This is a genomic window from Pseudomonas sediminis, from assembly GCF_039555755.1.
Taxonomy (GTDB): Bacteria; Pseudomonadota; Gammaproteobacteria; order Pseudomonadales; family Pseudomonadaceae; genus Aquipseudomonas; species Aquipseudomonas mendocina_D.
Window position 1 is genome coordinate 1,550,123 of the sequence record NZ_CP154631.1, and the last position, 23,630, is coordinate 1,573,752.

At 62.6% G+C, this 23,630-nt stretch carries 21 protein-coding genes; 12 read left to right on the plus strand and 9 right to left on the minus strand.

The genetic code is table 11. From position 1 onward, the window contains the following. Window positions 1–317: 317 nt before the first annotated feature. Window positions 318–1,394 carry an FAD-dependent oxidoreductase gene (locus AAEQ75_RS07435; protein ID WP_099526704.1) on the minus strand — a complete coding sequence of 359 codons (1,077 nt, stop codon included), beginning with the start codon at window positions 1,392–1,394 and terminating at the stop codon, window positions 318–320. Between the two features lie 368 nt (window positions 1,395–1,762). Here AAEQ75_RS07435 and AAEQ75_RS07440 point away from each other — a divergent pair, with 368 nt between their 5' ends. Further along, window positions 1,763–4,642, plus strand: a complete 2,880-nt coding sequence (locus tag AAEQ75_RS07440) for an EAL domain-containing protein (protein WP_343351409.1) — start codon at window positions 1,763–1,765, stop codon at window positions 4,640–4,642. On the opposite strand, the gene AAEQ75_RS07445 is transcribed toward AAEQ75_RS07440, so the two are convergent. The 3 genes from AAEQ75_RS07445 to rpmB all read right to left on the minus strand — a co-directional run bounded on the left by AAEQ75_RS07445 (window position 4,630) and on the right by rpmB (window position 6,467). Then, window positions 4,630–5,844, minus strand: a complete 1,215-nt coding sequence (locus tag AAEQ75_RS07445) for an HDOD domain-containing protein (RefSeq protein WP_343351410.1) — start codon at window positions 5,842–5,844, stop codon at window positions 4,630–4,632. The genes AAEQ75_RS07440 and AAEQ75_RS07445 overlap by 13 nt on opposite strands. Window positions 5,845–6,064: 220 nt before the next feature. Beyond that, window positions 6,065–6,220 (minus strand): 50S ribosomal protein L33, encoded by a 156-nt coding sequence (rpmG, locus tag AAEQ75_RS07450; protein WP_003464575.1) that lies wholly within the window; start codon window positions 6,218–6,220, stop codon window positions 6,065–6,067. 10 nt (window positions 6,221–6,230) lie between these two features. Next, window positions 6,231–6,467, minus strand: coding sequence for a 50S ribosomal protein L28 (gene rpmB / locus AAEQ75_RS07455; RefSeq protein ID WP_016495372.1), 237 nt, complete (start codon window positions 6,465–6,467; stop codon window positions 6,231–6,233). Between the two features lie 345 nt (window positions 6,468–6,812). On the opposite strand from rpmB, the gene AAEQ75_RS07460 reads away from it, so the two are divergent. After that, window positions 6,813–8,390 carry an ABC transporter substrate-binding protein gene (locus AAEQ75_RS07460; protein ID WP_343351411.1) on the plus strand — a complete coding sequence of 526 codons (1,578 nt, stop codon included), beginning with the start codon at window positions 6,813–6,815 and terminating at the stop codon, window positions 8,388–8,390. A gap of 86 nt (window positions 8,391–8,476) precedes the next feature. Here the strand turns inward: AAEQ75_RS07460 and radC are convergent, their stop codons facing one another. After that, the gene (gene radC, locus AAEQ75_RS07465) at window positions 8,477–9,151 is read right to left on the minus strand and encodes a RadC family protein (RefSeq protein WP_075750716.1); all 675 of its coding nucleotides are present in this window, start codon (window positions 9,149–9,151) and stop codon (window positions 8,477–8,479) included. A 1,131-nt stretch (window positions 9,152–10,282) separates the two neighbouring features. Here radC and ltrA point away from each other — a divergent pair. From ltrA to AAEQ75_RS07495, 6 genes are all read left to right on the plus strand, one after another. Further along, complete coding sequence (gene ltrA, locus AAEQ75_RS07470; RefSeq protein ID WP_256836070.1) at window positions 10,283–12,016, plus strand: group II intron reverse transcriptase/maturase; 1,734 nt, start codon at window positions 10,283–10,285, stop codon at window positions 12,014–12,016. Between the two features lie 207 nt (window positions 12,017–12,223). Further along, on the plus strand, window positions 12,224–13,432 hold the full coding sequence (gene coaBC / locus AAEQ75_RS07475) for a bifunctional phosphopantothenoylcysteine decarboxylase/phosphopantothenate--cysteine ligase CoaBC (protein ID WP_343351414.1): 1,209 nt from the start codon (window positions 12,224–12,226) through the stop codon (window positions 13,430–13,432). A gap of 2 nt (window positions 13,433–13,434) precedes the next feature. After that, window positions 13,435–13,890 carry a dUTP diphosphatase gene (dut, locus tag AAEQ75_RS07480; RefSeq protein WP_074682220.1) on the plus strand — a complete coding sequence of 152 codons (456 nt, stop codon included), beginning with the start codon at window positions 13,435–13,437 and terminating at the stop codon, window positions 13,888–13,890. Between the two features lie 1,235 nt (window positions 13,891–15,125). After that, entirely contained in the window at window positions 15,126–16,520 is a 1,395-nt protein-coding gene (algC, locus tag AAEQ75_RS07485; protein ID WP_343352348.1) for a phosphomannomutase/phosphoglucomutase, read from the plus strand. A gap of 24 nt (window positions 16,521–16,544) precedes the next feature. Then, window positions 16,545–17,450 carry an acetylglutamate kinase gene (argB, locus tag AAEQ75_RS07490; protein WP_116620322.1) on the plus strand — a complete coding sequence of 302 codons (906 nt, stop codon included), beginning with the start codon at window positions 16,545–16,547 and terminating at the stop codon, window positions 17,448–17,450. Between the two features lie 248 nt (window positions 17,451–17,698). Further along, on the plus strand, window positions 17,699–18,145 hold the full coding sequence (locus tag AAEQ75_RS07495; protein WP_343351416.1) for an acyl-CoA thioesterase: 447 nt from the start codon (window positions 17,699–17,701) through the stop codon (window positions 18,143–18,145). A gap of 11 nt (window positions 18,146–18,156) precedes the next feature. On the opposite strand, the gene AAEQ75_RS07500 is transcribed toward AAEQ75_RS07495, so the two are convergent. Both AAEQ75_RS07500 and pyrE read right to left on the minus strand, forming a co-directional pair. Then, window positions 18,157–18,759, minus strand: a complete 603-nt coding sequence (locus AAEQ75_RS07500) for a DUF4124 domain-containing protein (protein ID WP_343351417.1) — start codon at window positions 18,757–18,759, stop codon at window positions 18,157–18,159. 21 nt (window positions 18,760–18,780) lie between these two features. After that, the gene (pyrE, locus tag AAEQ75_RS07505) at window positions 18,781–19,422 is read right to left on the minus strand and encodes an orotate phosphoribosyltransferase (protein WP_125874719.1); all 642 of its coding nucleotides are present in this window, start codon (window positions 19,420–19,422) and stop codon (window positions 18,781–18,783) included. An 80-nt stretch (window positions 19,423–19,502) separates the two neighbouring features. On the opposite strand from pyrE, the gene AAEQ75_RS07510 reads away from it, so the two are divergent. Beyond that, window positions 19,503–20,282, plus strand: coding sequence for an exodeoxyribonuclease III (locus AAEQ75_RS07510; RefSeq protein ID WP_039965397.1), 780 nt, complete (start codon window positions 19,503–19,505; stop codon window positions 20,280–20,282). Between the two features lie 59 nt (window positions 20,283–20,341). Here the strand turns inward: AAEQ75_RS07510 and AAEQ75_RS07515 are convergent, their stop codons facing one another. After that, a complete protein-coding gene (locus tag AAEQ75_RS07515; RefSeq protein WP_343351418.1) occupies window positions 20,342–20,713 on the minus strand; it encodes a DUF4870 domain-containing protein in 372 nt (123 codons plus the stop codon). Window positions 20,714–20,740: 27 nt separating this feature from the next. Then, the gene (gene rph / locus AAEQ75_RS07520) at window positions 20,741–21,460 is read right to left on the minus strand and encodes a ribonuclease PH (protein WP_041980407.1); all 720 of its coding nucleotides are present in this window, start codon (window positions 21,458–21,460) and stop codon (window positions 20,741–20,743) included. A gap of 139 nt (window positions 21,461–21,599) precedes the next feature. Here rph and AAEQ75_RS07525 point away from each other — a divergent pair, with 139 nt between their 5' ends. The 3 genes from AAEQ75_RS07525 (at window position 21,600) to rpoZ (ending at window position 23,587) form a co-directional block, all read left to right on the plus strand. After that, on the plus strand, window positions 21,600–22,463 hold the full coding sequence (locus tag AAEQ75_RS07525) for a YicC/YloC family endoribonuclease (protein ID WP_343351419.1): 864 nt from the start codon (window positions 21,600–21,602) through the stop codon (window positions 22,461–22,463). Between the two features lie 148 nt (window positions 22,464–22,611). Beyond that, the gene (gene gmk / locus AAEQ75_RS07530) at window positions 22,612–23,229 is read left to right on the plus strand and encodes a guanylate kinase (RefSeq protein WP_143507462.1); all 618 of its coding nucleotides are present in this window, start codon (window positions 22,612–22,614) and stop codon (window positions 23,227–23,229) included. A 94-nt stretch (window positions 23,230–23,323) separates the two neighbouring features. Continuing rightward, window positions 23,324–23,587, plus strand: a complete 264-nt coding sequence (rpoZ, locus tag AAEQ75_RS07535; protein ID WP_003242550.1) for a DNA-directed RNA polymerase subunit omega — start codon at window positions 23,324–23,326, stop codon at window positions 23,585–23,587. Window positions 23,588–23,630: the final 43 nt, after the last annotated feature.

Below are 23,630 nucleotides of genomic sequence, written 5' to 3' on the forward strand. Positions count from 1 at the left end.
CGGACGGGGTCACGGCGGGTTCTCTCCTTGAATATCCCACGCAACCTGGGCAGCAGGCTACGTGTACGACAGGCCCGACGGAAAATCAGCGTATGCAGACCGGGCACCATGACCGGGATTCGAGCAGCTTGGAAGCACCAGCACCATAAAACTTTGGTAGCACACTGCCATGAATTTAGACGGTCAGGCCCGTGGTAGGCTGATAGAACACGCCGCCAGCGCAACCTTTGCCAGGTGTCCATCCACTGTATCGACGCCTAACCGTGCGACATTAGCGAACGGCGGCAAGAGCAATGCCCCTCGGCTTCCATGGCCGGCTACCCCACCATGCGATGGCGTTTCACGAAACGCCGGTCCAGCCAGTCCTTGCAATGACCGTACAGCTGCCCGCCTGCACTCCAGTCGTGCCACCCGAGCAGCGCTCCGCCGTCGCCAGTGGCGAGCAGAGCCAGACTCTGCCACTGCGCGCGATATGGACGTAACGGACGCCCCTGAAGCGCGGCCTGCAAATTGAAGCTCAGTACCGGTGCCTGGCGCACCGCGAAACGGCCGCTGCGGCGCATACCATCGAGGCTGGCGCTATCGCCGACGGCGAATATCTGCGCGTGGGACTCGCACTGCAGGGTCGGACGAATGGCGATGAAGCCGGCGGCGTCGCTGGCCAGTTGGCTCGCCGTCAGCCATGGCCATGGGCGTGCACCACTGGCCAGCAACAGGCGCCGTCCACGCCACACCGGTTCATCGCCGCTGAGCAGCCAGTCGTCTTCGATGCGGCCGATTGGGCAATGCTCGCGCACCTGCACGCCGCGCTGGCGCAAGTGCCCCAGCGCGCGCAGGCGCAGCCCGGGGGCCAGCCCGTCGAGCAACGATCCGCCACAGAACAGCGCCAGCGCCGGCACCTTGTCGGCCAGCGCCAGGGCCAGTTCCACCCCACCAGCGCCACCACCGAGAATCGCCATGCGGCGTGGCTCGGCCTGCCACTGCTGCCAGCCTTCGAGCAGCCGCTCGATGGGTCTGGCAGCCAGCACCTGCATGCCATCGCCCTGCTGCGGAGGAATGGCCATACCGGCACCGACGTTGAGCGACAACCACTCGCTCTGCAGGCTACGACCATCGCCGAGTTGCAGGATGCGCGCATCGGCATCGAGCGCAGCGATCTCGCCCTCGATCAGGTCTACCTTGGCCGCGCGGCACAGTGGCTGCAGCTCCACGCGGCAATCTGCCGGGCTGAAACGGCCACTGATCAGCCCCGGCAGCATGCCGGCGTACCAGGCTTCCGGGCCCGGGCTGAGCAAGGCGATACGGCCTGGCGGGCGCTCCACCAACGCCCAGCGGCGCAACACACCAAGGTGGGCATGGCCGGCCCCGGCCAGAATCAGGTCGTACTGGGTCATGCGTTAATTGCATCCGTCGCGGTACTGGCTCGGCACTTGTCCGGCACAGCATTTGAAAGCTCGATAGTCCAATTCATGCTCGTGCAGCAGGGCAGACCATTCTGCGGGCTCTGACGCCTGCCACGACACAGCAAAGTCACACTCGGGCAAAGAGAGTGTCGTTACACCTGCGTAACCGCAACCGTTGACCGCAAGAAACTTGTGACGTGCTGTAAGCCGTCATTCGTCGCGCGATCCAGACGGATGAGACTCGCAGCGCAATCATCACGCCAGTAGTCGGCTAGAATCCACATGCGCCCGACCGCTCCTCAGACAGAACAGTGTCCATCGGACTTCGGCGCCCTCGTAGTAGCCATGAGGCGCCCTGGATGCTCCGCCCGTTTCGCTCACTGCTATTGCTGCTCTGCCTGGCCTGCGTCATACCTGCCTGGGCGGATAACGCGCTGCCGTTGCTCAAGCTCAGTGCCGCCGACCTGGTATCGCCAGTGAGCATCGAGCGCAGTGTGCTGCTGGAAGACCCCAGCGGCCATTTGACCGCCAGCGAAGTATTGCAGCGCATCGGCAAGGAAGGCCAAGAGGTGCACGGCACTGCGCGCATCGGCTACACCCGCAGCGCCTGGTGGCTTGCCGTGCAGTTGCAGACACCGCCGGCAGAACGTTTGCAACTGATCATTGGCCAGACCTTCCTCGATGACCTGGAGATCTGGCTGTTCGACGGCGACACGCCGCTCGGCCCGCTGTACAGCGGCGCAAAACGTCCGTTCGCCCAGCGTGGCGAGCCCTATCCCCAGTTCCTGCTCAACCTGCCACGTCTGGGCGAAGGCCCTCACAGCCTGCTGCTGCGCGTAGAGAGTCATTCGGCGATCAACCTGCCGCTGCAGGTAGTCGGCGCCGCACAGGGCCAACAACTGATCGCCTACAGCTGGCTACAGAGCGGCCTGCTGATCGGTGCACTGCTCGCCCTGGCGCTGTTCTATCTGGTCAAGTACAGCACCTTGCGCGAAGCGCAACTGGCCTACTTCAGCCTCACCTCGTTGTGCGTGGCGCTGTACAACGCCAGCCTGTACAACCTGGCCGGCCTGCTCTGGCCGCAGTGGTCACTGCTGCCCAAGTTGCTGGTCAACCTGCCCACCGCCGGGATGATGATCTTCAGCTCACTGTTCATCGCCAGTGCCCTGGGCCTGCACCTGGGTCGTTTGCGCTGGCTGCGCAACGTCTTGTTCGCGGCCACCTTGCTGGTCAGCCTCGGCGGCGTCTTCGTCGACCACCCCCACGCCTATCAGACCCTCAACCTGCTGACCCTGGCCACCGGGCTGTACCAACTGCTGCTGATGGTGCTTGGCGTCCATCAGCGCCGCCCCTACGCGCCCGGCTACCTGGTGTGCTGGAGCGCGGCGCTGGTGCTGATGCTGCTGGTGCCGCTGAGCCGCGCCGGACTGATTCCGCTACCTGCTGGCTTCTATGCGCTGTATGCCTACCTGCCAGCGCTAAGCATGCTGCTGTTCGGCGCCCTGCTCGACAAGCAGCTGGAACGCGTACGCCGCGTGCTGCTGAGCAGCCAGGAGCAGGCCATCGACAATCTGGAGCAGTACCAGGCGCTGTTCCGCCACAGCGGCGAAGGCATCTTCCGCTGCCAGCGCGACGGCCAGTTGCTGGAAGCCAACCCGAGCCTGGCGCGCCTGCTTGGCAGCGAGACCCTGCCGGACGATCTCAGCCAGCTGTCCTTGCAGAGCCTGGTGGGGGAAACTCAGTGGCGCTGGTTGCTGCTGCAACTCGACGTGCAGGCCGGCGCGGTCAGTTGCGAATGCCAGCTGTACGACCTCGAGCAGCGCCCCCGATGGGTCTACCTGTCGCTGCACCTGCGCCCGCATCAGGAGTCCATCGAAGGCATCGTGGTCGACCTCAGCGAGCGCCGGGCGCTGGAAGAACGCCTGCAACAGCTGGCCGCCCACGATGCCCTGACCGGCCTGCTGAATCGTCGCGAGCTGGAAAGACTGCTTTCGGAAACTCTCAGCGGCGCAGCCAAACGGCGCTTCAGCCACCTGCTGCTGCTGGGGCTGGATCGCTTCAAGCAGGTCAACGACCTGTTCGGCCATTCGGCCGGCGACCAGTTGCTGAAACAGCTGGCCGGCCAGTTGCTGCACCAGCTACCGCGCCATGCCGAGCTGGCCCGCGTTGGCGGCGACGAGTTCGCCATTCTCCTGCGTGAAGTCGATGACGACGCTGCGCTGAGCCAGGCCGAGCAGTTGCGCCGCGCCGTCGAACAGTTCGTCTTCACCTGGCAGGGCCGACCCTTCCGCCTGCACGCCAGTATCGGCATGCTCGCGCTCAGCTCCGGCGTACGCGACTGGGAAACCGCGCTGAACTGGGCCAGCAGCGCCAGCCAGTTGGCCAAGCATCAGGGCCGCAACCGTGTGCAGCAGTTCAACCCGGCCGACGGCGCCCTGCTCGAACATCAACGCCAGCTGCAGTGGATCACCCGCCTGCGCGAGGCCACCGAGCGCGGTCATTTCGAGCTGTTCTTCCAACCGGTCCAGGCGCTGCAGAACGCGGCCAGCGGCCTGCACTATGAAGTGCTGCTGCGTTACCGCGACCCACAGAGCGGCGAGTGGATCAGCCCGGCGCAGTTTCTCGACGCGGCGGCGCGCTACGATTTTCTCGGCGCCATCGACCGCTGGGTCGTCCAACATCTGTGCGCCTGGCTGGCAGCCAACCCACGGCACCTGGCACAACTGGCCCAGGTCAACGTCAACCTCAGCGCCAGCTCGCTGCTCGACTGCACCTTCCATCGCCTGCTGCAGGACGAACTGCAGCACCACGGCTTGCCGCCCGGCAAACTGTGTATCGAGGTGACGGAAATGGTCGCCCTGGGTGAGCTGGGCGTCTCCGCGCAGTGGATCGAGGGGCTACGCAGCAAGGGGCTGAAAGTCGCCCTGGATGACTTTGGCAGCGGCTTCGCCTCCTACGCTTATCTGCGTCACTTGCCGCTGGATATTCTCAAGATCGACGGCAGCTTCATCAGTGGCATCGAGAACGACCCGATCAACCAGGCCATGGTCGGCTCCATGCGCCAGATCGCCGGACAACTGGGGCTGCTCACCGTCGCCGAGTTCGTCGAAACCCAGGCCAGCCTGGACTGCCTGCGCCGCCTGGGTATCGACTACGCTCAGGGTTACTTCGTTGGTCGCCCGCAGCCCTTGCGGCAACTGGCCGACGATGCGCGTCGCCACGGCACTCAGGAAGCCTGATAGAGGGCCGCCGGCAGGCGCTCGAGCAGCGCAGGGTCCAATCGCAACATGCGCACGCAACGCGCCTCGACCAGGCTTTTAGGGGCTTCGCTGGCCGGCAGCGCCAGCAGCAAGCCGCTGAGGTTGAGCACCAGTGCCTCACGCGAGAACACGCCACTGCCCAGGCCGTAGAACGCCGCGATCAACTCGCGCAGACCGAAGGGCAGACGCCAGCGGATACGCAAGGCCGAGCCGAAGCTCGCCGAGCGGCGCGGCATCGCATCGGCGATCTGCTCATCGCTCAACTCACCGCCAGCTTCCTGCCAGTCCTGCAGGCTGCGCAGCAGCGCCAGCTCCCCCAGGTTGTGCAGCAGGCCAGCGGTGTAACACAACTCCGCATCCAGCTTCAGCTCCAACGCCAGCCAGCGCGCCAGCTCGGCACTGCGCCGCGCCTGTTGCCAGGTGTGGCTGGCCAGCTCGGCCAGGCGCGGGTCACGCAACTGGGCGTTGCGCTGCACCGCCAGACCGAGCACCAGGTTCAGCGTGCGCGCCACGCCCAAACGATGCAGTGCCTGGGCCAGGGTATGACAAGGCACGCCCTGATGCTGCGCGGCGCTACTGGCAGCGGCGATCAGCAACGCGGTGATCTGCGGGTCACTGCCGAACACGGCCTCCAGCTCGCCAAGGTCCTGCTCGCCGGTCTGCAACCCCTGACTCACGGCATTGCGCACATCGCTGAGCAACGGCGCACCCTGCCCCTCTTCGCGCACAGTATCGAGAAAGTCGCGCAGGTCGCTGACCAGCAGCGGCTGATGCACCACTACCGCTGCCGCTGGCGAGGGCAACAATGCCAGCAGACGCTGACGCAGGCTTTCAGCATTGAAGGGTTTGCCCAGGTAAGCACTGGGCGCCAGCGGCCTTGCGGCCCGCACGCTGCTGGCATCCAGGCGGCCGCTGATCAGTACGAACGGCAGCACCGGTGTACGTGGATGCCGACGCAGTTGTCGCAGCAACTCCAGACCATCGAGCCCCGGCAGCTCGCCATCAGCGATCACCAGATCAGGCAGGCGACGTTTGCAGCGCGCCAGTGCTGCCTGGCCATCGCTGAACTGCAGCACGTGGGCATCACTGCACACGTCGAGCACCAACTGCTGCAACAGGTTGGACGTCCAGGGGTCAGCCTCGGCGATCAGAACTTCCACACGGTGAGCTGAAGCGGTCATGCGAGCCTCTGGACGATAGCGAAGGGGGAGCGCTTGCGCCGGCACTCCGTGCAAACCTGAGAAAGAGGTCAGCTCCATGGTAGCGGCGCAGTCTAAACCGCGGCTTTACGCGAAGTCAGCCAGCATTGGCAGACTGCCCTGAAAATTGCCCAACGACAAAAACCTCAGGCATAAAAAAGCCCGCCGAAAAGGCGGGCTTCTTCGTCAGGCAGCCGATCAATTACTTGATCTTGGCTTCCTTGTACATCACGTGCTTGCGTACGACCGGATCGAATTTCTTGATTTCGATCTTGTCGGGGGTGGTGCGCTTGTTCTTGTCGGTGGTGTAGAAGTGGCCGGTACCGGCGCTGGACACCAAACGGATCAGTTCACGCATGACTCTCTCCTTAAACCTTTTCGCCGCGAGCGCGCAGCTCGGACAGCACTACATCGATGCCACGCTTGTCGATAACACGCATGCCTTTGGCAGATACGCGCAGACGCACGAAGCGCTTCTCGGACTCGACCCAGAAGCGATGGTGCTGCAGGTTCGGCAGGAAACGACGACGGGTTTTGTTGTTTGCGTGGGAAATGTTGTTCCCGGTTACCGGACCCTTACCGGTAACTTGACAGACTCTCGACATGCCTCAGCCCTCTAAAACCACATGCCCAACCCGGCATGGGTTGGCCGCTTAAACTCAATGTCATTGGCGCTCGGCGCCGCGTTTCTCGAGGGTCTTACCGGGCGCACTGGATAGCGCAAGAACCGGGCCCCTAGAAAAGAGCGCTGCTTTATACCAGAAAGCCCTGGGAGCAACAAGGAAAACTGCAGGATAAAACACAACCCCGGGTCAGCAGACCCGCCGGGGGCCGGCCCGTTGGGGCCTGATCAAGATTTGACCGCTCGTCGCCTCGATCAGGTATTCAGCGCCCGGCAAATCGACTAGGGTTGCAAGCTTGCCGTCAACGCCAGGAATGAGGACCTCACCATGCGCCTGTTGCTCGCTGCTCTACTGTGCACCCCGATCCTGACCCAGGCTGCCACCCTCAGCGTATGCACCGAAGCCAGCCCAGAGGGTTTCGACGTGGTGCAGTACAACTCGCTGACCACTACCAATGCCTCGGCAGACATGCTGATGAACCGCCTGGTCGAATTCGACGCCGAACAAGGCAAGCTGCTGCCGAGCCTGGCGCGCAGCTGGTCGATCTCCGCCGACGGCCTGGTCTACGACTTCACGCTGCGCGACGACGTGCAATTTCACCACAGCGCCGACTTCACGCCCAGCCGCCACCTCGATTCTCAGGACGTGCTGTTCAGCTTCCAGCGTATGCTCGACGAGCAGCACCCCTGGCATGCGGTGGCCGCCAGCGGTTACCCACACGCCCAGTCGATGCAGTGGCCCAGCCTGATCGCCAAGGTCGAGGCGCCGGATGCCCACAGCGTGCGCATTACCCTGAATCGCCGCGACGCCACCTTCCTCGCCACCCTGAGCATGGGCTTCGCCTCGATCTATTCCGCCGAATACGCCGACAAGCTGATGGCCGCCGGCACCCCGCAGAAGCTCAATAGCGCGCCGGTGGGCAGCGGTCCGTTCGTCTTCGAGCGTTTCCAGAAGGATGCCGTGGTGCGCTACCGCGCCAACCCGGACTACTTCGCTGGCAAGCCGGGGGTGGACCGAGTGATCTTCGCCATCACCCCGGATAGCAACGTGCGCCTGCAGAAGCTGCGCCGCGGCGAATGCCAGATCGCCCTGTCACCGAAACCGCAGGACGTGCAGGCCATCGCTGGCGACGCCAAGCTGAAAAGCGCGCAGACCGCCGCCTTCATGACCGCCTTCGTCGGCATCAACAGCCAGCATACGCCGCTGGACAAGCCGCAGGTGCGCCAGGCGATCAACCTGGCGTTCGACAAGGCCAGCTACGTCAAGGCCGTGTTCGAAGGCAGCGCCGAGCCGGCCAACGGCCCCTACCCACCGAACACCTGGAGTTACGCCAGCGAACTGCCCGGCTACGCGCACGAGCCGGCAAAAGCACGCGCCTTGCTGGCCGAGGCAGGCCTGGCTGACGGTTTCAAGACCACCATCTGGACGCGCCCCAGCGGCAGCCTGCTCAACCCCAACCCGAGCCTCGGCGCGCAATTGCTGCAGGCAGACCTGGCCAAGGTCGGCATCGACGCGGAAATCCGCGTGATCGAGTGGGGCGAACTGATCCGCCGCGCCAAGGCCGGCGAACACGACCTGCTATTCATGGGCTGGGCGGGCGACAACGGCGACCCGGACAACTTCCTCACTCCGCAGTTTTCCTGCGCTTCGGTCGAGTCAGGCCTGAACTTCGCCCGTTTTTGCGATGAGGCGCTGGACAAGCTGATCGCCGATGGCAAGACCAGCAGCGACCAGAGCGAGCGCAGCCGCCTCTATCACCAGGCGCAGCAGATCATTCAGGAGCAGGCGCTGTGGCTGCCGTTGGCCCACCCGACCGCCTTCGCGCTGCTCAGCAGCAAGGTCGAGGGCTACAAGGTCAGCCCGTTCGGCCGGCAGAACTTCGCCTCGGTGCAGATCGCACCATAAGGCGCCATCGTGGTGGGATACGACACGTAGGGCGGGTGCAACCCGCCACCCTCAATGCGGCGGGTTGCACCCGCCCTACGCCCCCGCTACATCCAGCCCAGCTCGGCCATCGACAGCGGCTCGCCATCGCCGACGATAAAGTGGTCGAGCACGCGCACCTCGACCAGCGCCAGGGCATCCTTGAGCCGCTGGGTCAGCACGCGGTCAGCCTGACTGGGTTCCGACACGCCCGATGGGTGGTTATGGGTGAGGATAACGGCGGCGGCATTGTTGGCCAGCGCCCGCTTGACCACCTGCCTGGGATATACGCTGGCGCTGTCGATGCTGCCGCGAAACAACACCTCGAACGCCAACACCCGATGCTTGGCATCGAGAAACAGGCAGCCGAAGACCTCGTGCGGTTCGTGACGCAGTTGCGCCTTGAGGTAATCGCGCACGGCCTGCGGGCTTTCCAGCGCTGAGTCACGACGCAGGCGTTCGGCCAGATGGCGCCGCGACATCTCCAGCACTGCCTGTAGCTGTGCGTACTTGGCCGGCCCCAGACCAAGGTGTTGGCTGAACCCAGCCAGATCGGCTTCGAGTAGCGCTCTCAGGCTGCCGAACTCGCTCAGCAGATAGCGCGCCAGGTCCACCGCACTCTTGCCGGTCACTCCGGTACGCAGAAAGATCGCCAACAGTTCGGCATCGGTCAGCGAGGCCGCGCCCTGCTCCAGCAATTTCTCCCGCGGGCGCTCTGCCGCGGGCCAGTCGCGAATGCTCATGTACACCTCCCTATTGAGCCAGGCGCCCGCTGTTCCGCTGCGGGCGCTGTGCTATCGTAGCCCATCTTGTGCGACACGTTGAACGTGTCGTGCTTGGTTTGGTTAATGCGCCTAGGCACCTTAATCCCTTGCTATCAGGGGGTTTTAAGCCCGAAAAAGCATTCAATAAACCGGCTCAGCCTGGTTAATCCACACCCTGGAAACGCTTCGTTTTGGCGGGGATGGATAACAAAAGCTGTATCTGTTCAAACCCTAAAATGGGTCAATGAGCGGTTACAGAAACAGGACAGTAACGTTCAGCTATCACCGAATTGTTACTAAAAATGTCTGACCCGAGGGCGAATTTGCCCTCCGGGCAGAACTCATCCTCGCAAGTCTGGCAGTGAGCCAATTCACCGTCGTGAGACGTTGGGGGGATGTTGAACCAAGCACGGAGCGAAAAGCTCCGAATCGCATTGCTCAACTTCGCTTGCATAGGAAGTACCGAGCCTGGCATGTACCTGCCAGTTCATTAGATCGGCATGCGTCAGGGGCCAACCCTGGGGTGTGAAGCCCGATTAACAATGTCTCGCTCTTATGAAGGTGTTATCCGGTGACGGAGAACGCTATACGTCCGAATTGCACGGACGTAACGAGGCTAATGACCCAACCCGCATGGCTAACGCATGTGAATCGTCGCCTGAACCTTCGTAACTACGGATAGGCCTACGGCAATTATTGGCCTTAGCCAAAAATCGGCATGTAGTCGGACAGCGCAGTGGGATGATGCGCTGCGGTACCAATACGACTACCGGGGGAAAGACGAAGCCTAAACGGGGAATAGATGCGACTCGGGGAACGTGGCAATCCCGACCACTCGCCTGCCCAGCAACATCGGGCAGGCAGGCAAACCGCAAGGGGCGCTGATGGGTGTGGGGAATGGGAGGATGCAAGAAGCGAACGGTCGCCTGTAACGGGTGGCATACCGGTTGGAACATTACCGGCAGGGGATAACTCTGGCTGACGTGCATCTGGTCTACGAGCGCAAAAACAGCCGCTGATTCCAGCGATAACCAAAAACGACCCTATGGGCGAACTACTGCCCATAGGGGAGTAGTCCGTCCTGAGTGTCGTTCATCTCGGGAGGACTGTATGAAAACGCAACCAGCAACACCGGAAGCGTCTGCGTCCTCAGGCGGAGGGGCGAACTGGCACGATCTCGATTGGGCCAAAGTTCAACAATCCGTTCGGAGAACGCAGCTGAAGATTGCGCAGGCAACACGGGAAGGTAACTGGCGCAGGGTTAAACGCCTGCAACGGATGCTGACTCGCTCGTTTTACGGTCGCTGCTTGGCTGTAAGGCGAGTCACGGAGAACCGGGGTCGCAAGACTCCGGGCGTCGATGGAGAAACCTGGGGTACGCCCCTAGCCAAGTTCCATGCCGTGAAACGTCTGTCGAAACAACGAGGCTATCGGCCCAAACCGCTACGGCGGGTCTGGATACCGAAGCCCGGCAAGCAGGAAAAGCGCCCACTGGGTATCCCGACGATGTTGGATCGGGCCATGCAAGCGCTGTATCTGCAAGCGTTGGAGCCTGTAATAGAAAGCACCAGCGATCCGAAAAGTTATGGCTTCCGGCCTGACCGCTCGACCGCTGACGCCATGGTTGAACTCTTCCACCTGTTGTCGCCCACCGTGGCGCCGACCTGGATTCTGGAGGGGGACATCAAAGGCTTCTTCGACAACATCAATCACGAGTGGCTGTGCCGAAATGTCCCGATGGACACGAAGGTGCTGCGCAAATGGTTGAGAGCCGGGGTCATCGACCGGCGACAACTCATGGCTACGGAAGCCGGGACGCCACAGGGCGGGATCATCTCGCCCTGTCTGGCCAACGCCACCCTGAACGGCCTGGAAACTCAGTTGAAGCGCCACCTGGCGAAGAAGCTGGGAATCAAGAAGGCCGAGAAGACCAAGGTGCAATGTGTACGGTATGCGGATGACTTCGTGATCCTGGCAGCCTCGAAAGAGCTGTTGGAGGAAGAGGTTAAACCCTGGGTAGAGCAATTCCTGTCGGTACGAGGGGTTGAGCTGTCCCGGGAGAAAACGCACATCACGCACATTCACCAGGGATTCGATTTCTTGGGGTGGAACTTCAGGAAGTACGTGCCGAAGTCACCGCACCGGAAAGCCAAGCTGCTGATCAAGCCCTCGAAGAAGAACGCCTCTGCGTTTTATCGGAAGGTACGCGAGATCATCAAAAGCAGCGGGGCTATGACGCAGGAAGCGTTGATCGGCCAACTGAACCCGGTACTGAAGGGGTGGGCGCAATATCACTCCCCGGTCGTGGCAAAGGAAACCTTCAGCAAGCTGGATCACCTGATCTTTTGGCGAATCTGGAGGTGGGTGAAGCGTAGGCATCCGAGGAAGTCAGCTGACTGGATCAGGAATAAATACTTCCGATCCATAGGCGGGCAGAGCTGGGTGTTCGCGTACCCCTACAAGAATGGTAAGGGAGAAAAGCAGTACCGCCGGCTATACCTGTTGGCGGGAACCGCAATCGTGCGCCACAAACGTCTTCCGGGGGACTACAACCCCTACGACGCGGAACACGAACTGAAGTGGGAGGCACTGAGAGTCCAGCGAATGCAGCACAAGCTGCGTTATCGAGGACAAATCCTCAGCCTCTTCCGCAGACAGCGGGGTGTTTGCGCCTCGTGCGGGCAAGCGGTGAGCAAGGAAACCGGATGGCATGACCATCACGTCATAAGACGTGTGGACGGCGGTTCGGACAATCTGCAAAACCGCGTATTGCTTCATCCAAACTGCCACGCGCGGCTTCATAGCCAGCAAAAAGATACACCTCTACGGTTTAGCGGTTTATAGCTGTAGAATCCGACGCACCTCCGTACGTTGCCGGCCAAGCTACTTGGTTTCACGTAGGCTTGAGCCGTATGCGGTGAAAGCCGCACGTACGGTTCTTAGGGGGGGATGGGCCAGCAATGGCCTATCCCTACCCGACTTTACACGGGGCCGGCCTGGGGAGGCGTTGGTCACGTGGCGCACATCCACCGGTTTATAAAAGGCAAGCCTATGCAGCGGCTGTATCGCAAACGCATCATCGTCGGCGTCGGGGGCGGTATTGCTGCCTACAAGAGCGCCGAACTGGTTCGCCGACTCAAGGATCAAGGCGCCGAAGTCCGCGTGGTGATGACCCAGGGCGGGCGCGAGTTCATCACCCCACTGACCCTGCAGGCCCTGTCCGGCCACCCTGTGCACCTCGACCTGCTCGACCCCGCCGCCGAAGCCGCGATGGGCCATATCGAGCTGGCGCGTTGGGCCGATCTGATACTCATCGCGCCGGCCACCGCCGACCTGATCGCCCGCCTGGCCCAGGGTGTGGCCAACGACCTGCTGACCACGCTGGTGCTGGCCACCGATGCGCCGATTGCCCTGGCTCCGGCGATGAACCAGGCTATGTGGCGCGACGCAGCCACCCAGGCCAACCTCGAACTGCTGCAAAGTCGCGGCATGCGCCTGTTCGGCCCAGCCTCCGGTAGCCAGGCCTGCGGCGATGTCGGTCTCGGCCGCATGCTCGAGCCCAACGACCTGGCCCTGCTGGCCGCCGATTGTTTCCAGCGCCAGGCGCTCGATGGCCTGCATATCCTCATCACCGCCGGTCCGACCCAGGAAAACATCGACCCGGTGCGTTACATCACCAACCACAGCTCCGGCAAGATGGGCTTCGCCCTCGCCGAGGCCGCTGCCGAGGCCGGTGCGCGCGTAACCCTGGTTAGCGGGCCGGTGCACCTGCCAACGCCGGATCGAGTCAGCCGCATCGACGTGGTCAGCGCCCGCGACATGCTCGCGGCCTGCGAAGCCGCCATGCCCTGCGACGTGCTGATCGCCGCCGCCGCGGTGGCCGACTACCGCCCGGAAGTGGTCGCCCAGCACAAATTGAAGAAAGACCCCACCAGCGGCGAAGGGATGCTCCTGCAAATGGTGCGCAACCCGGATATCCTCGCCACCATCGCCGGCCGCGAGGATCGCCCGTTCAGCGTGGGCTTCGCCGCCGAGACCGAGAACCTGCTGGAATACGCCTCGCGCAAACTGCGCGACAAGAATCTCGATCTGATCGTCGCCAATGATGTAGCCAACCCCAGCATCGGCTTCAATAGTGAAGAGAACGCCATCACCGTGATCGACCGTGGGCTGCAGCCAACCAGCTTCGCCCAGACCAGCAAGGGCAAGATCGCCCGCCAGTTGATCACCCTTATCAAAGAACGACTGAACAAGAACTGACCATGCACGCTCTGCAAGCCAAGATCCTCGATCCCCGCCTCGGCCAGGAATTCCCGCTGCCGCAATACGCCACGCCGGGCTCCGCCGGCCTCGACCTGCGCGCCATGCTCAAGGAAGAGATCGTCCTCGAGCCAGGCCAGACCGTGCTGATTCCGACCGGCCTGTCGATCTACATCGGCGACCCAGGCTTGGCGGCGATGATCCTGCCGCGTTCGGGCCTCGGCCACAAACACGGCATCGTGCTCGGCAACCTGGTCGGCCTGATCGACTCGGACTACCAGGGGGAGCTGATGGTGTCGTGCTGGAACCGCGGCCAGACGCCCTTCACCATCGCCATCGGCGAGCGCATCGCGCAGTTGGTGCTGGTACCGGTGGTGCAGGCGCATTTCGAGCTGGTCGAGCAGTTCGACGAGACCCAACGTGGTGCTGGCGGCTTCGGCCACTCCGGTAGCCACTGATTCACACCCCACAGGACGACCCGCCGAGGAGCACCCACGTGAAACTCTTCAAGCGTACTGCCAAGGAAGCCGACACGGCTGCCAGCCTGGCGCCGAGCAAGCCCAAGGGCAAAACGGCGAACCCCTCGCTGGGCGCACTGCTACCCGGCTTGCTGGCTGCCCTGATCGGCGGCGCCGCAGGCGCCGCGCTGTTGTGGTTTGCCGACAACAGCAGCAGCCAGGCACGCCAGGCAGAGCTGGTGCAGGCCATCGGCACCAGCCAGGCCGCTGCCGTGCAGCAGGCGCTCAAGCAATTGCAGGCCGACAGCCTCGCCGCGGCTCGCAACCCTGAGCTGTTGCAAGCACTGCAGAGCGGCGACAACCTGCGGGTCAGCGAAGCCGAACGGCGCCTGGGCTACTGGGACGGCGTGATCGATGCCCACCTCAATCGCCGCGGCGAAGCGGTACAGAACACCTCCCGTGCCGCGCCGATGAACTTCGCCGGTCTGGATATGCTGCGCCGCACTGAAAGCGGTCAGCAAGCCGCCACCGAAGCCTATCGTGTGGGTGAGCGCTGGCTGGCCTATAGCGCCGTGGCACTACGCCTGAGTGAGAGCCAGCCGGCACAGGGTACGCTGCTGTTGGCCTTCGACCTGCAGCGCGTACTCGCAGCTGTGCCGGCGTTACCCGCCGAGTATGGCCAGGTGCAGCTGGTGCAGCAGTTCGCCAACACGCCGGCACAGGTGCTCCTACAGCGCGGCCAGGCAGGCGACGCCGCCGCTGCGCAGACCTTCTCTACCGGCAACCCTTACTGGAAGATCAGCTTCACCCCCGGCCCCAGCCTGACTCAAGGCAGCATCGCTCCGGCAATGCTCGGCCTCGCGTTCCTGCTTGCAGTGGGCGGCGCCCTGATCGGCATGATCCTGGTTCAGGGCGCGCTGCAGCGGCGCGTCAATCTCGACGCCCAGCAGCTTGGGCAAATGCTCAAAGAACTCTCTGCGGGTAAGAACGTCAAAGCCTTCAGCCTCAGCATTCCGGCGCTCGATGCGCTGGCTCAAAGCCTGGCGCGATTGCCGCGCCGCAACAGCCCTGAAGGCAGCAGCACCCCCACTAAAGGAACAGCCGCGGCCCCCGCCGCTCAGCCGGCAGCCAAGCCAGCCGAGCTGGTCGACCCGCTGTTTCAGGACACCGATATCCTCGATATCGACATTCTCGATGAAGACCAGGATCTCCTGGGACTGGAGCAGAGCCCCGCAATGAGCACTAGCCAAAGCGCCCCGAAACTTCCCGCCGACATTTTCCGTGCCTACGACATCCGTGGCGTAGTGGGCGACACCCTGACCGCCGAATACGCCTACTGGATCGGCCGCGCCATCGGCTCGCAGAGCCTGGCTCAGGGCGAGCCCAAGGTCATCGTCGGCCGTGACGGCCGCCTCTCCGGCCCGGAACTGCTGCAGCAACTGGTACAAGGTCTGCTCGACTGCGGCTGCGAAGTGACCGATATCGGCATGGTGCCGACTCCAGTCGTCTACTTCGCCGCCAACGTGCTGGAGGGCCGCTCGGCCGTGATGCTCACCGGCAGCCACAACCCACCGGACTACAACGGTTTCAAGATCATCATCGCTGGCGACACCCTGGCCAACGAGCAGATCCTCGCGCTGAAGACCCGCCTGGACAACAACGACCTGGCCACAGGCGTCGGCAGCGTGCAGCAGGTCGATGTGCTGCCGCGCTACTTCAAGACCATTCGCGACGATATCGCCCTGGCCAAGCCGCTGCGCGTAGTGGTCGACTGCGGCAACGGCGCCGCGGGCGTGATCGCCCCGCAACTGATCGAAGCCCTGGGTTGCAGCGTGATCCCGCTGTTCTGTGACGTTGACGGTACCTTCCCCAACCACCACCCGGACCCAGGCAAGCCGGAGAACCTGGTCGACCTGATTGCCCGTGTGAAATCCGAGAACGCCGACCTGGGCCTGGCCTTCGACGGCGACGGCGACCGTGTCGGCGTGGTGACCAACACCGGCAATATTGTCTACCCCGACCGCCTGCTGATGCTGTTCGCCAAGGACGTGGTGTCGCGTAACCCCGGCGCCGACATCATCTTCGACGTCAAATGCACCCGTCGCCTGACCCCGCTGATCAGCGGCTACGGTGGTCGCCCGGTGATGTGGAAGACCGGCCACTCGCTGATCAAGAAGAAAATGAAGGAAACCGGTGCCCTGCTGGCCGGCGAGATGAGCGGTCACATCTTCTTCAAGGAGCGCTGGTACGGTTTCGACGACGGTATCTACAGCGCTGCCCGTCTGCTGGAAATTCTCAGCCTCGAAAAACGCAACGCCGAGCAGGTGTTCAGCGCCTTCCCCAGCGACATTTCCACACCGGAAATCAACATCAAGGTCACCGAACAGACCAAGTTCGGCATGATCGAGCGCCTGCAGCGTGAAGGCCAATGGGGCGAGGCGAACATCACCAGCATCGACGGTGTACGCGTCGACTACCCCAAGGGCTGGGGCCTGATCCGCGCCTCCAACACCACACCGGTGCTGGTGCTGCGCTTCGAGGCCGACACCCAGGAAGAGCTGGAGCGCATCCAGGACGTGTTCCGCGCGCAACTGCTCAAGGTCGCCCCCGACCTGCAACTGCCCTTTTGACCGATTTGTTCCAGGAGCCCCTGCATGACCCTCGAGCGTGACGCCGCCGCCCAAGTTGCCAAGGTACTGTCCGAAGCCCTGCCCTATATCCGCCGCTTCGTCGGCAAGACCCTGGTGATCAAGTACGGCGGCAACGCCATGGAAAGCGAGGAGCTCAAGCAGGGCTTCGCCCGCGACATCGTGCTGATGAAGGCTGTCGGCATCAACCCGGTGGTGGTGCACGGCGGTGGGCCGCAGATCGGTGATCTGCTCAAACGCCTGTCCATCGAGAGTCACTTCATCGACGGCATGCGCGTCACCGATACCGCCACCATGGACGTGGTGGAAATGGTGCTGGGTGGGCAGGTCAACAAGAGCATCGTCAACCTGATCAACCAGCATGGCGGCAGCGCCATCGGCCTGACCGGCAAGGATGCCGGCCTGATCCGCGCGCGCAAGCTCAAGGTCAGCCGTCAGACACCGGAGATGACCCAGCCGGAAATCATCGATATCGGTCATGTCGGCGAGGTCACCGGGATCAACACCGACCTGCTCAACATGCTGGCCAAGGGCGACTTCATCCCGGTCATCGCGCCCATCGGCGTCGGCCCGGATGGCGAGTCCTACAACATCAATGCCGACCTGGTGGCCGGCAAGGTGGCCGAAGCACTGAAAGCCGAGAAGCTGATGCTGCTGACCAACATCGCCGGCCTGATGAACAAGCAGGGCGAAGTGCTCACCGGCCTGAACACCGAGCAGGTCAACGAACTGATCGCCGACGGCACCATCTACGGCGGCATGCTGCCGAAGATCAAATGCGCCCTGGAAGCGGTACAGGGTGGCGTGACCAGCTCTCACATCATCGATGGCCGTGTACCTAATGCCGTACTGCTGGAGATCTTCACCGATATCGGCAACGGCACCATGATCAGCAACCGCAAACGCCCCTAAAAGCAAGCCGCGAACGCGGCTTTCTGATGCCCCTCTCCCTCCGGGAGAGGGTGCCCGCAGGACGGGAGAGGGAAGTGGGCACCACGAATCCCCCACGCCTGCACGCATGGCGACCCGAGCGGTGCGCATAGCGCACCCTACCCAAACCATCGAGCGGTCTTATCGCAAGCCATCCGCACACCGACTCGAACTTGCCGCAACCCTCCTCAACATGCACGCTCACCAGGTACCCCTGACAAGGAACCCCCATGAGCAGCTTGCCCGAACCCAGCCAGTTCAGTTTCTTCCACTCCTTACGCGTGCGCTGGGCCGAAGTCGATCCGCAAGGCATCGCCTTCAACGGCCACTACCTGACCTACGCCGACGTGGCCATCACCGAATACTTCCGTGCGCTGGGAGTCGCCTACCCCGGTGACCTGGCACAGGACGGCGGCGATTTTTTCGCAATCCGCACCTTGCTCGAATACCGTGCTCCGGCGCGCTTCGACGACCAACTGCAGATCGGCATCCGCAGCGCGCGTCTGGGCCGATCCAGCCTGACCTTTGCGCTCGGCATCTGGCGCGACGGCGAGCTGCTGACCAGCGGCGAAATCGTCTATGTTCACGCAGACGGCGCGACACGCAGCAGCGCACCGCTGCCGCAGTGGCTCAGGGAAAAGATCGGGAGTTTCGAGAAGACTCAACCGCAAGGCTGAATAGCCAAGTCCTAGGGCTTTTTCTGCGGTTCGCCAAACAACTCGGCCAAGCGCGCGCGATCAGCGCTGAAACCAGCCTCGGCTTGAGTGCGGATCTCCTTGTAGCGGGCGATATCGCGCTGCAGACGCTGCTGCTCTTCCTTGAGGTTATTGATCTGCGCCAGCAAATGCTCCGGCACCTGGCGCCCGGCTCGCTCGTGGTCGGCGGCCTGGCTCTGCAGGTTGGCCTGCTGGGTACGCACCGACTGCAGGTTGCCGCGAGCGACACTGGTGACGCTGTCGAGCTCGGCCAGCTTGCGCTCGCGGGCACGGTCGACATCATCAAGATTGGTGTACAGCCGCAGCAATTGAGCATCGCTGCTGGCGCGTGCCTTGTCCGCCTGTATACGGGCGAACTCCTCAGGCGTCGGGGCCGGCGGGATCACCCGCACGACACGGCCCTGATCATTGAGTACCTCATAACCCTTTCCGATGAACTCAGGCGGCACACCCTGACGACTGAGCACCGTCACGCCCTTGTCATCAACGTAGCGATACAGCTCGGCAGCCACTCCAGACAGCGGCAGTAGCAAGCTACAGAGCAGCGTACAGCGGGTCAGGAACGGTGCAGGCATCAGGACTACCTTGTGCTAGGGCTAGATTCCGTACTTGGCGCGATAGGTTTCGACAGCCGGCAGATATTGCTTCAGTTCAGCATCCCCTGCCAGATATTCCAGTACCTGTTCGAGTGACACGATGCTCACTACGGGCATGCCGAAATCGCGTTCGACTTCCTGGATGGCAGAAAGATCGCCCTGGCCGCGCTCCTGGCGATTCAGCGCGATCAGCGTGCCGGCGGCCTGGGCGCCCTGGCCCTGGATGATCTGCATCACTTCGCGGATCGCGGTACCGGCGGTGATCACGTCATCGACGATCAACACACGGCCCTTGAGTGGCGCACCGACCAGGGTGCCGCCCTCGCCATGGTCCTTGGCTTCCTTGCGGTTGAAGCACCAGGGCAGATCGCGCTGATGATGCTCGGCCAGCGCCACGGCAGTGGTCGCCGCCAGCGGAATGCCCTTGTAGGCCGGGCCGAACAGCACGTCAAAATCAATGCCGCTGTCGACGATTGCCGCCGCGTAGAAACGCCCCAGCTGCGCCAACGCCAGACCGCTGTCAAACAGGCCGGCGTTGAAGAAATAGGGGCTGGTGCGCCCGGACTTGAGGGTGAACTGGCCAAAACGCAGAACCCCGCGCTCGATGGCAAAACGAATGAAATCGCGCTGGTACGCTTGCATGAAAAGTCCCGGACGGCACGGATTTAGCTAAATGAGGTGAGCTCGGGTATCATACATGCATGTGTTTTTGGGGGCCATTTATGCGGATCATCAGTGTGAACGTGAATGGTATTCAGGCTGCGGCCGAGCGAGGTTTGCTCAGTTGGCTGCAAGCCCAGAATGCCGACGTGATCTGCCTGCAAGACACCCGTGCCTCTGCCTTTGAAATGGACGACCAAGCCTTCCAGCTGGATGGTTATTTCCTCTATGCATGCGACGGTGAAGTGCCCAGCCAAGGTGGCGTGGCACTCTACTCGCGATTGCAACCCAAGGCGGTGATCAGCGGCCTCGGCTTCGAGATGGCCGATCGCTACGGGCGCTACCTGCAGGCAGATTTTGACAAAGTCAGCATCGCCACCCTGCTTCTGCCCAGTGGGCGGGACGGTGACGAGAGCTTGAATCAGAAATTCAAGTTCATGGACGACTTCACCCATTATCTGGACAAGCAACGGCGCAAGCGTCGCGAGTACATCTACTGCGGTTCGCTGCATGTAGCGCACCAGAAGCTGGATGTGAAGAACTGGCGTGACTGCCAGCAATCACCAGGTTTCCTGGCGCCCGAGCGCGCCTGGATGGACGAGGTGGTTGGCAATATGGGTTATGTCGATGCCCTGCGCGAAGTCAGCCGTGAAGGCGACCAGTTCAGCTGGTGGCCGGATAACGAGCAGGCGGAAATGCTTAACCTGGGCTATCGCTTCGACTACCAGTTGCTCACGCCGGGCATGCGCCGCAGCGTGCGTAGCGCCCGTTTGCCGCGCCAGCCGCGCTTCTCTCAGCATGCGCCGCTGATCGTCGATTACGACTGGATTCTCAGCGTCTGATCGACGGGCAACAGGTATGAAAAAGCCGGCTGATCGCCGGCTTTTTGTTGCGCGCAGGTTTACTTCACCAAACGCCAACTGAAGGGGTAGCGATAGCTCTGCCCTTCGTTGGCCTTGATACCGGCGATGATGGTCAGCACCAACGCGGCCAGACCCAGCAGCATCAGCAGCGGGAAGCCGATCACCACCACCATCAGGATGAAGCAGACCACGGCGGCCAGCGCCACGCTGATCTGGAAGTTCAGCGCTTCCTTGCCTTGAGCATCGACGAAGGGGTCGAAATCCTTCTTGATCTGCCAGACGATCAGCGGGCCGAGCAGATTACCGAAAGGGAACACCAGGCCGAGAAACGCGGCGAAGTGACAGAACATGGCCCACTGACGCGCTTCCTGACCGGGCGTCGGCAGCGGGTTTTGCATATCGTCATTCATCCTGGTGCTCCTTGCTCGTTACGAGTTTCAGTCGACCAGAGCGGCCTTCTGCAGTTCAAAGATCTCGTTCATGCCCTTCTGCGCCAGGGCCAGCATGGCGTTGAATTCGTCAGGCTGGAACGGCGCGCCTTCGGCAGTGCCCTGTACCTCGATGAAGCCGCCGGCGTTGGTCATCACCACGTTGAGATCGGTCTCGGCGGCAGAATCTTCCAGGTAGTCCAGATCCAGCACCGGCTCGCCCTGGTAGATGCCGACAGACACCGCTGCGATCATCTGCTTGAGCGGCTCACCTTTCAGCGCGCCACGCTTCTTCAGCACTTTCAGGGCATCGATCAGCGCCACCATGGAACCGGTGATGGATGCGGTACGGGTACCGCCGTCGGCCTGGATCACGTCGCAGTCGACGTACAGGGTGTTCTCGCCCAGCTTGCTCATGTCCAGCGCCGCGCGCAGCGAGCGACCGATCAGGCGCTGGATTTCCAGGGTACGACCACCCTGCTTGCCACGGCTGGCCTCGCGCTGGTTACGCTCGCCGGTGGCGCGCGGCAGCATGCCGTATTCGGCAGTCAACCAGCCCTGGCCCTGCCCCTTGAGGAAACGCGGCACGCCAGATTCGACACTGACGGTGCAGATCACCTTGGTATCGCCGAACTCCACGAGCACAGAGCCCTCGGCGTGCTTGGTGTAGTTGCGGGTGATGCGAATCGAGCGCAACTGATCGGCGGCGCGGCCACTGGGACGTTTCATCGAGCGATACCTACTTCATTAAGTAAAAACAGTGCGCATTATAGAGGTCGGGCGACTGCGGCGACATGCCGAATTGGGTAGGGTCGATTCACTGCGCTACAATCTTGCGTTTTTCGAGCCGACTTCCACGAGGTATCCCATGGTTCATAGCATGACGGCCTTTGCCCGCAACGAGCAGGCAACCGCCCACGGCACCCTGAGCTGGGAACTGCGCTCGGTCAACCACCGTTACCTCGAGCCGCACCTGCGCCTGCCGGAAGCTTTCCGCGACCTCGAAAGCGCGGTGCGCGAAGCCCTGCGCCAGGGTCTGTCGCGCGGCAAGGTGGAATGCTCCCTACGCTTCGCCGAAGAAAGTGCCGGCAAGCAACTGCAGGTCGACAGCGAGCGCGCGCGTCAGTTGATCAACGCCGCCGAGCAGGTCGCCGCACTGATCCAGCAACCGGCTCCGCTCAACCCGCTGGAAGTGCTGGCCTGGCCTGGCGTGCTGGTGGCCGACTCGGCCGACCCGCAGACACTCAACGCCGCTGCACTGAAGCTGTTTGACCAGGCGCTGGGCGAACTCAAGGCCGGCCGCGCCCGCGAAGGTGCCGAACTGGCCAAGCTGCTCAACGAGCGCCTCGACAGCATCCTCGACGAGGTCGCCGCCTTGCGCGAACTGGTGCCGCAGATGCTCGCCGGCCAGCGCCAGAAGATCGAAACCCGCTTCGCCGAGATGCAGGCCGAGCTCGATCCACAACGTCTGGAGCAGGAGCTGGTGCTGCTCGCGCAGAAGAGCGACGTGGCCGAGGAGCTGGATCGCCTCAGCACCCACGTCAGCGAAGTGCGCCGCGTGCTCAAGGCCGGCGGTGCTGCCGGGCGACGCCTGGACTTCCTCATGCAGGAACTCAACCGCGAGGCCAATACCCTCGGCTCCAAGGCGTTCGATACACGCAGCACACAGGCTGCGGTCAACCTCAAGGTGCTTATCGAGCAGATGCGCGAGCAAGTGCAGAACATCGAGTGAAAACTGCTGCGCTAGGCTATACCGCGTTTAAATCAGGTTCGAAATGCTCATTTACCGTCGTAAACTCCGCTTTCTCACCTGATTTCGCCTTGCCTAGCCGTCGCTCGCTACGTTTTCACGCCCACCAAGATTTGCTCAGGAAGCTCTAATGGCCACCATCGGCACCCTCTACATCGTTTCCGCACCCTCCGGCGCCGGCAAGACCAGCCTGGTCAAGGCCCTGATCGACAGCGAAGCGCAGATTCGCGTTTCGGTCTCGCACACCACTCGCGCCATGCGCCCGGGCGAAGTGGATGGGGTGAACTACCACTTCGTCGACCATGCGCAGTTCAACGCCATGCTCGAACGCAGCGAGTTCCTCGAACATGCCCAGGTATTCGATAACCTTTACGGTACTTCGCAGAAATGGGTCGAGCAGACGCTGGCCGAAGGCTTCGACCTGATTCTGGAAATCGACTGGCAGGGCGCGCAGCAGGTGCGCAAGCTGATGCCGCAGGCCAAATCCATCTTCATCCTGCCGCCGACCCAGGAAGCGCTGCGCCACCGCCTGACCAATCGCGGACAGGACAGCGGCGAGATCATCGAGCGGCGCATGCGCGAAGCAGTCAGCGAAATGAGCCACTACGTCGAGTACGACTACCTGGTGATCAACGACGACTTCAACCACGCCCTGAGCGACCTGAAAGCCATCTTCCGCAGCAACCAGTTGTCGCAAACTCAGCAACAACAGCGCCATGCCGGCCTGCTCAGCGAACTGCTGGCGTAAAACAGCGCTTCCATTGTCGCTGGTGATTTTTTAGACTATTCAGTCCGCTCGCCCGCTCGGGCCAAGCTTATCCGCACACGTTACGAGGAACACCATGGCTCGCGTTACCGTCGAAGATTGCCTGGACAACGTTGATAACCGCTTCGAACTGGTCATGCTCGCGACCAAGCGTTCGCGCCAGCTGGCCACCGGCGGCAAAGAGCCGAAAGTGGCTTGGGAAAACGACAAGCCCACCGTAGTTGCCCTGCGCGAAATCGCTGCCGGCCTGGTGGACTATGAAGTCGTCGCCCAGGAAGACATCGTCGAAGAAGAACCGCTGTTCGCTGCCTTCGAGGAAGAGGCCAACGAGCCTCTGTAAGTCGATGATGCCGGGTCGAAGTCACGCGGCGCAGGGCCACAGC

Bases quoted from the DNA above. Each gene is read 5' to 3' on its own strand.
- AAEQ75_RS07495 (WP_343351416.1), top strand. From the start codon at position 17,699: ATGAGCAGCTTGCCCGAACCCAGCCAGTTCAGTTTCTTCCACTCCTTA.
- AAEQ75_RS07440 (WP_343351409.1), top strand. From the start codon at position 1,763: ATGCTCCGCCCGTTTCGCTCACTGCTATTGCTGCTCTGCCTGGCCTGC.
- coaBC (WP_343351414.1), top strand. From the start codon at position 12,224: ATGCAGCGGCTGTATCGCAAACGCATCATCGTCGGCGTCGGGGGCGGT.
- AAEQ75_RS07445 (WP_343351410.1), bottom strand. From the start codon at position 5,844: ATGACCGCTTCAGCTCACCGTGTGGAAGTTCTGATCGCCGAGGCTGAC.
- algC (WP_343352348.1), top strand. From the start codon at position 15,126: ATGAGCACTAGCCAAAGCGCCCCGAAACTTCCCGCCGACATTTTCCGT.
- dut (WP_074682220.1), top strand. From the start codon at position 13,435: ATGCACGCTCTGCAAGCCAAGATCCTCGATCCCCGCCTCGGCCAGGAA.
- rpoZ (WP_003242550.1), top strand. From the start codon at position 23,324: ATGGCTCGCGTTACCGTCGAAGATTGCCTGGACAACGTTGATAACCGC.
- rpmG (WP_003464575.1), bottom strand. From the start codon at position 6,220: ATGCGTGAACTGATCCGTTTGGTGTCCAGCGCCGGTACCGGCCACTTC.
- AAEQ75_RS07435 (WP_099526704.1), bottom strand. From the start codon at position 1,394: ATGACCCAGTACGACCTGATTCTGGCCGGGGCCGGCCATGCCCACCTT.
- rph (WP_041980407.1), bottom strand. From the start codon at position 21,460: ATGAAACGTCCCAGTGGCCGCGCCGCCGATCAGTTGCGCTCGATTCGC.
- radC (WP_075750716.1), bottom strand. From the start codon at position 9,151: ATGAGCATTCGCGACTGGCCCGCGGCAGAGCGCCCGCGGGAGAAATTG.
- pyrE (WP_125874719.1), bottom strand. From the start codon at position 19,422: ATGCAAGCGTACCAGCGCGATTTCATTCGTTTTGCCATCGAGCGCGGG.
- ltrA (WP_256836070.1), top strand. From the start codon at position 10,283: ATGAAAACGCAACCAGCAACACCGGAAGCGTCTGCGTCCTCAGGCGGA.
- rpmB (WP_016495372.1), bottom strand. From the start codon at position 6,467: ATGTCGAGAGTCTGTCAAGTTACCGGTAAGGGTCCGGTAACCGGGAAC.
- AAEQ75_RS07525 (WP_343351419.1), top strand. From the start codon at position 21,600: ATGGTTCATAGCATGACGGCCTTTGCCCGCAACGAGCAGGCAACCGCC.
- AAEQ75_RS07500 (WP_343351417.1), bottom strand. From the start codon at position 18,759: ATGCCTGCACCGTTCCTGACCCGCTGTACGCTGCTCTGTAGCTTGCTA.
- AAEQ75_RS07460 (WP_343351411.1), top strand. From the start codon at position 6,813: ATGCGCCTGTTGCTCGCTGCTCTACTGTGCACCCCGATCCTGACCCAG.
- argB (WP_116620322.1), top strand. From the start codon at position 16,545: ATGACCCTCGAGCGTGACGCCGCCGCCCAAGTTGCCAAGGTACTGTCC.
- AAEQ75_RS07510 (WP_039965397.1), top strand. From the start codon at position 19,503: ATGCGGATCATCAGTGTGAACGTGAATGGTATTCAGGCTGCGGCCGAG.
- gmk (WP_143507462.1), top strand. From the start codon at position 22,612: ATGGCCACCATCGGCACCCTCTACATCGTTTCCGCACCCTCCGGCGCC.
- AAEQ75_RS07515 (WP_343351418.1), bottom strand. From the start codon at position 20,713: ATGAATGACGATATGCAAAACCCGCTGCCGACGCCCGGTCAGGAAGCG.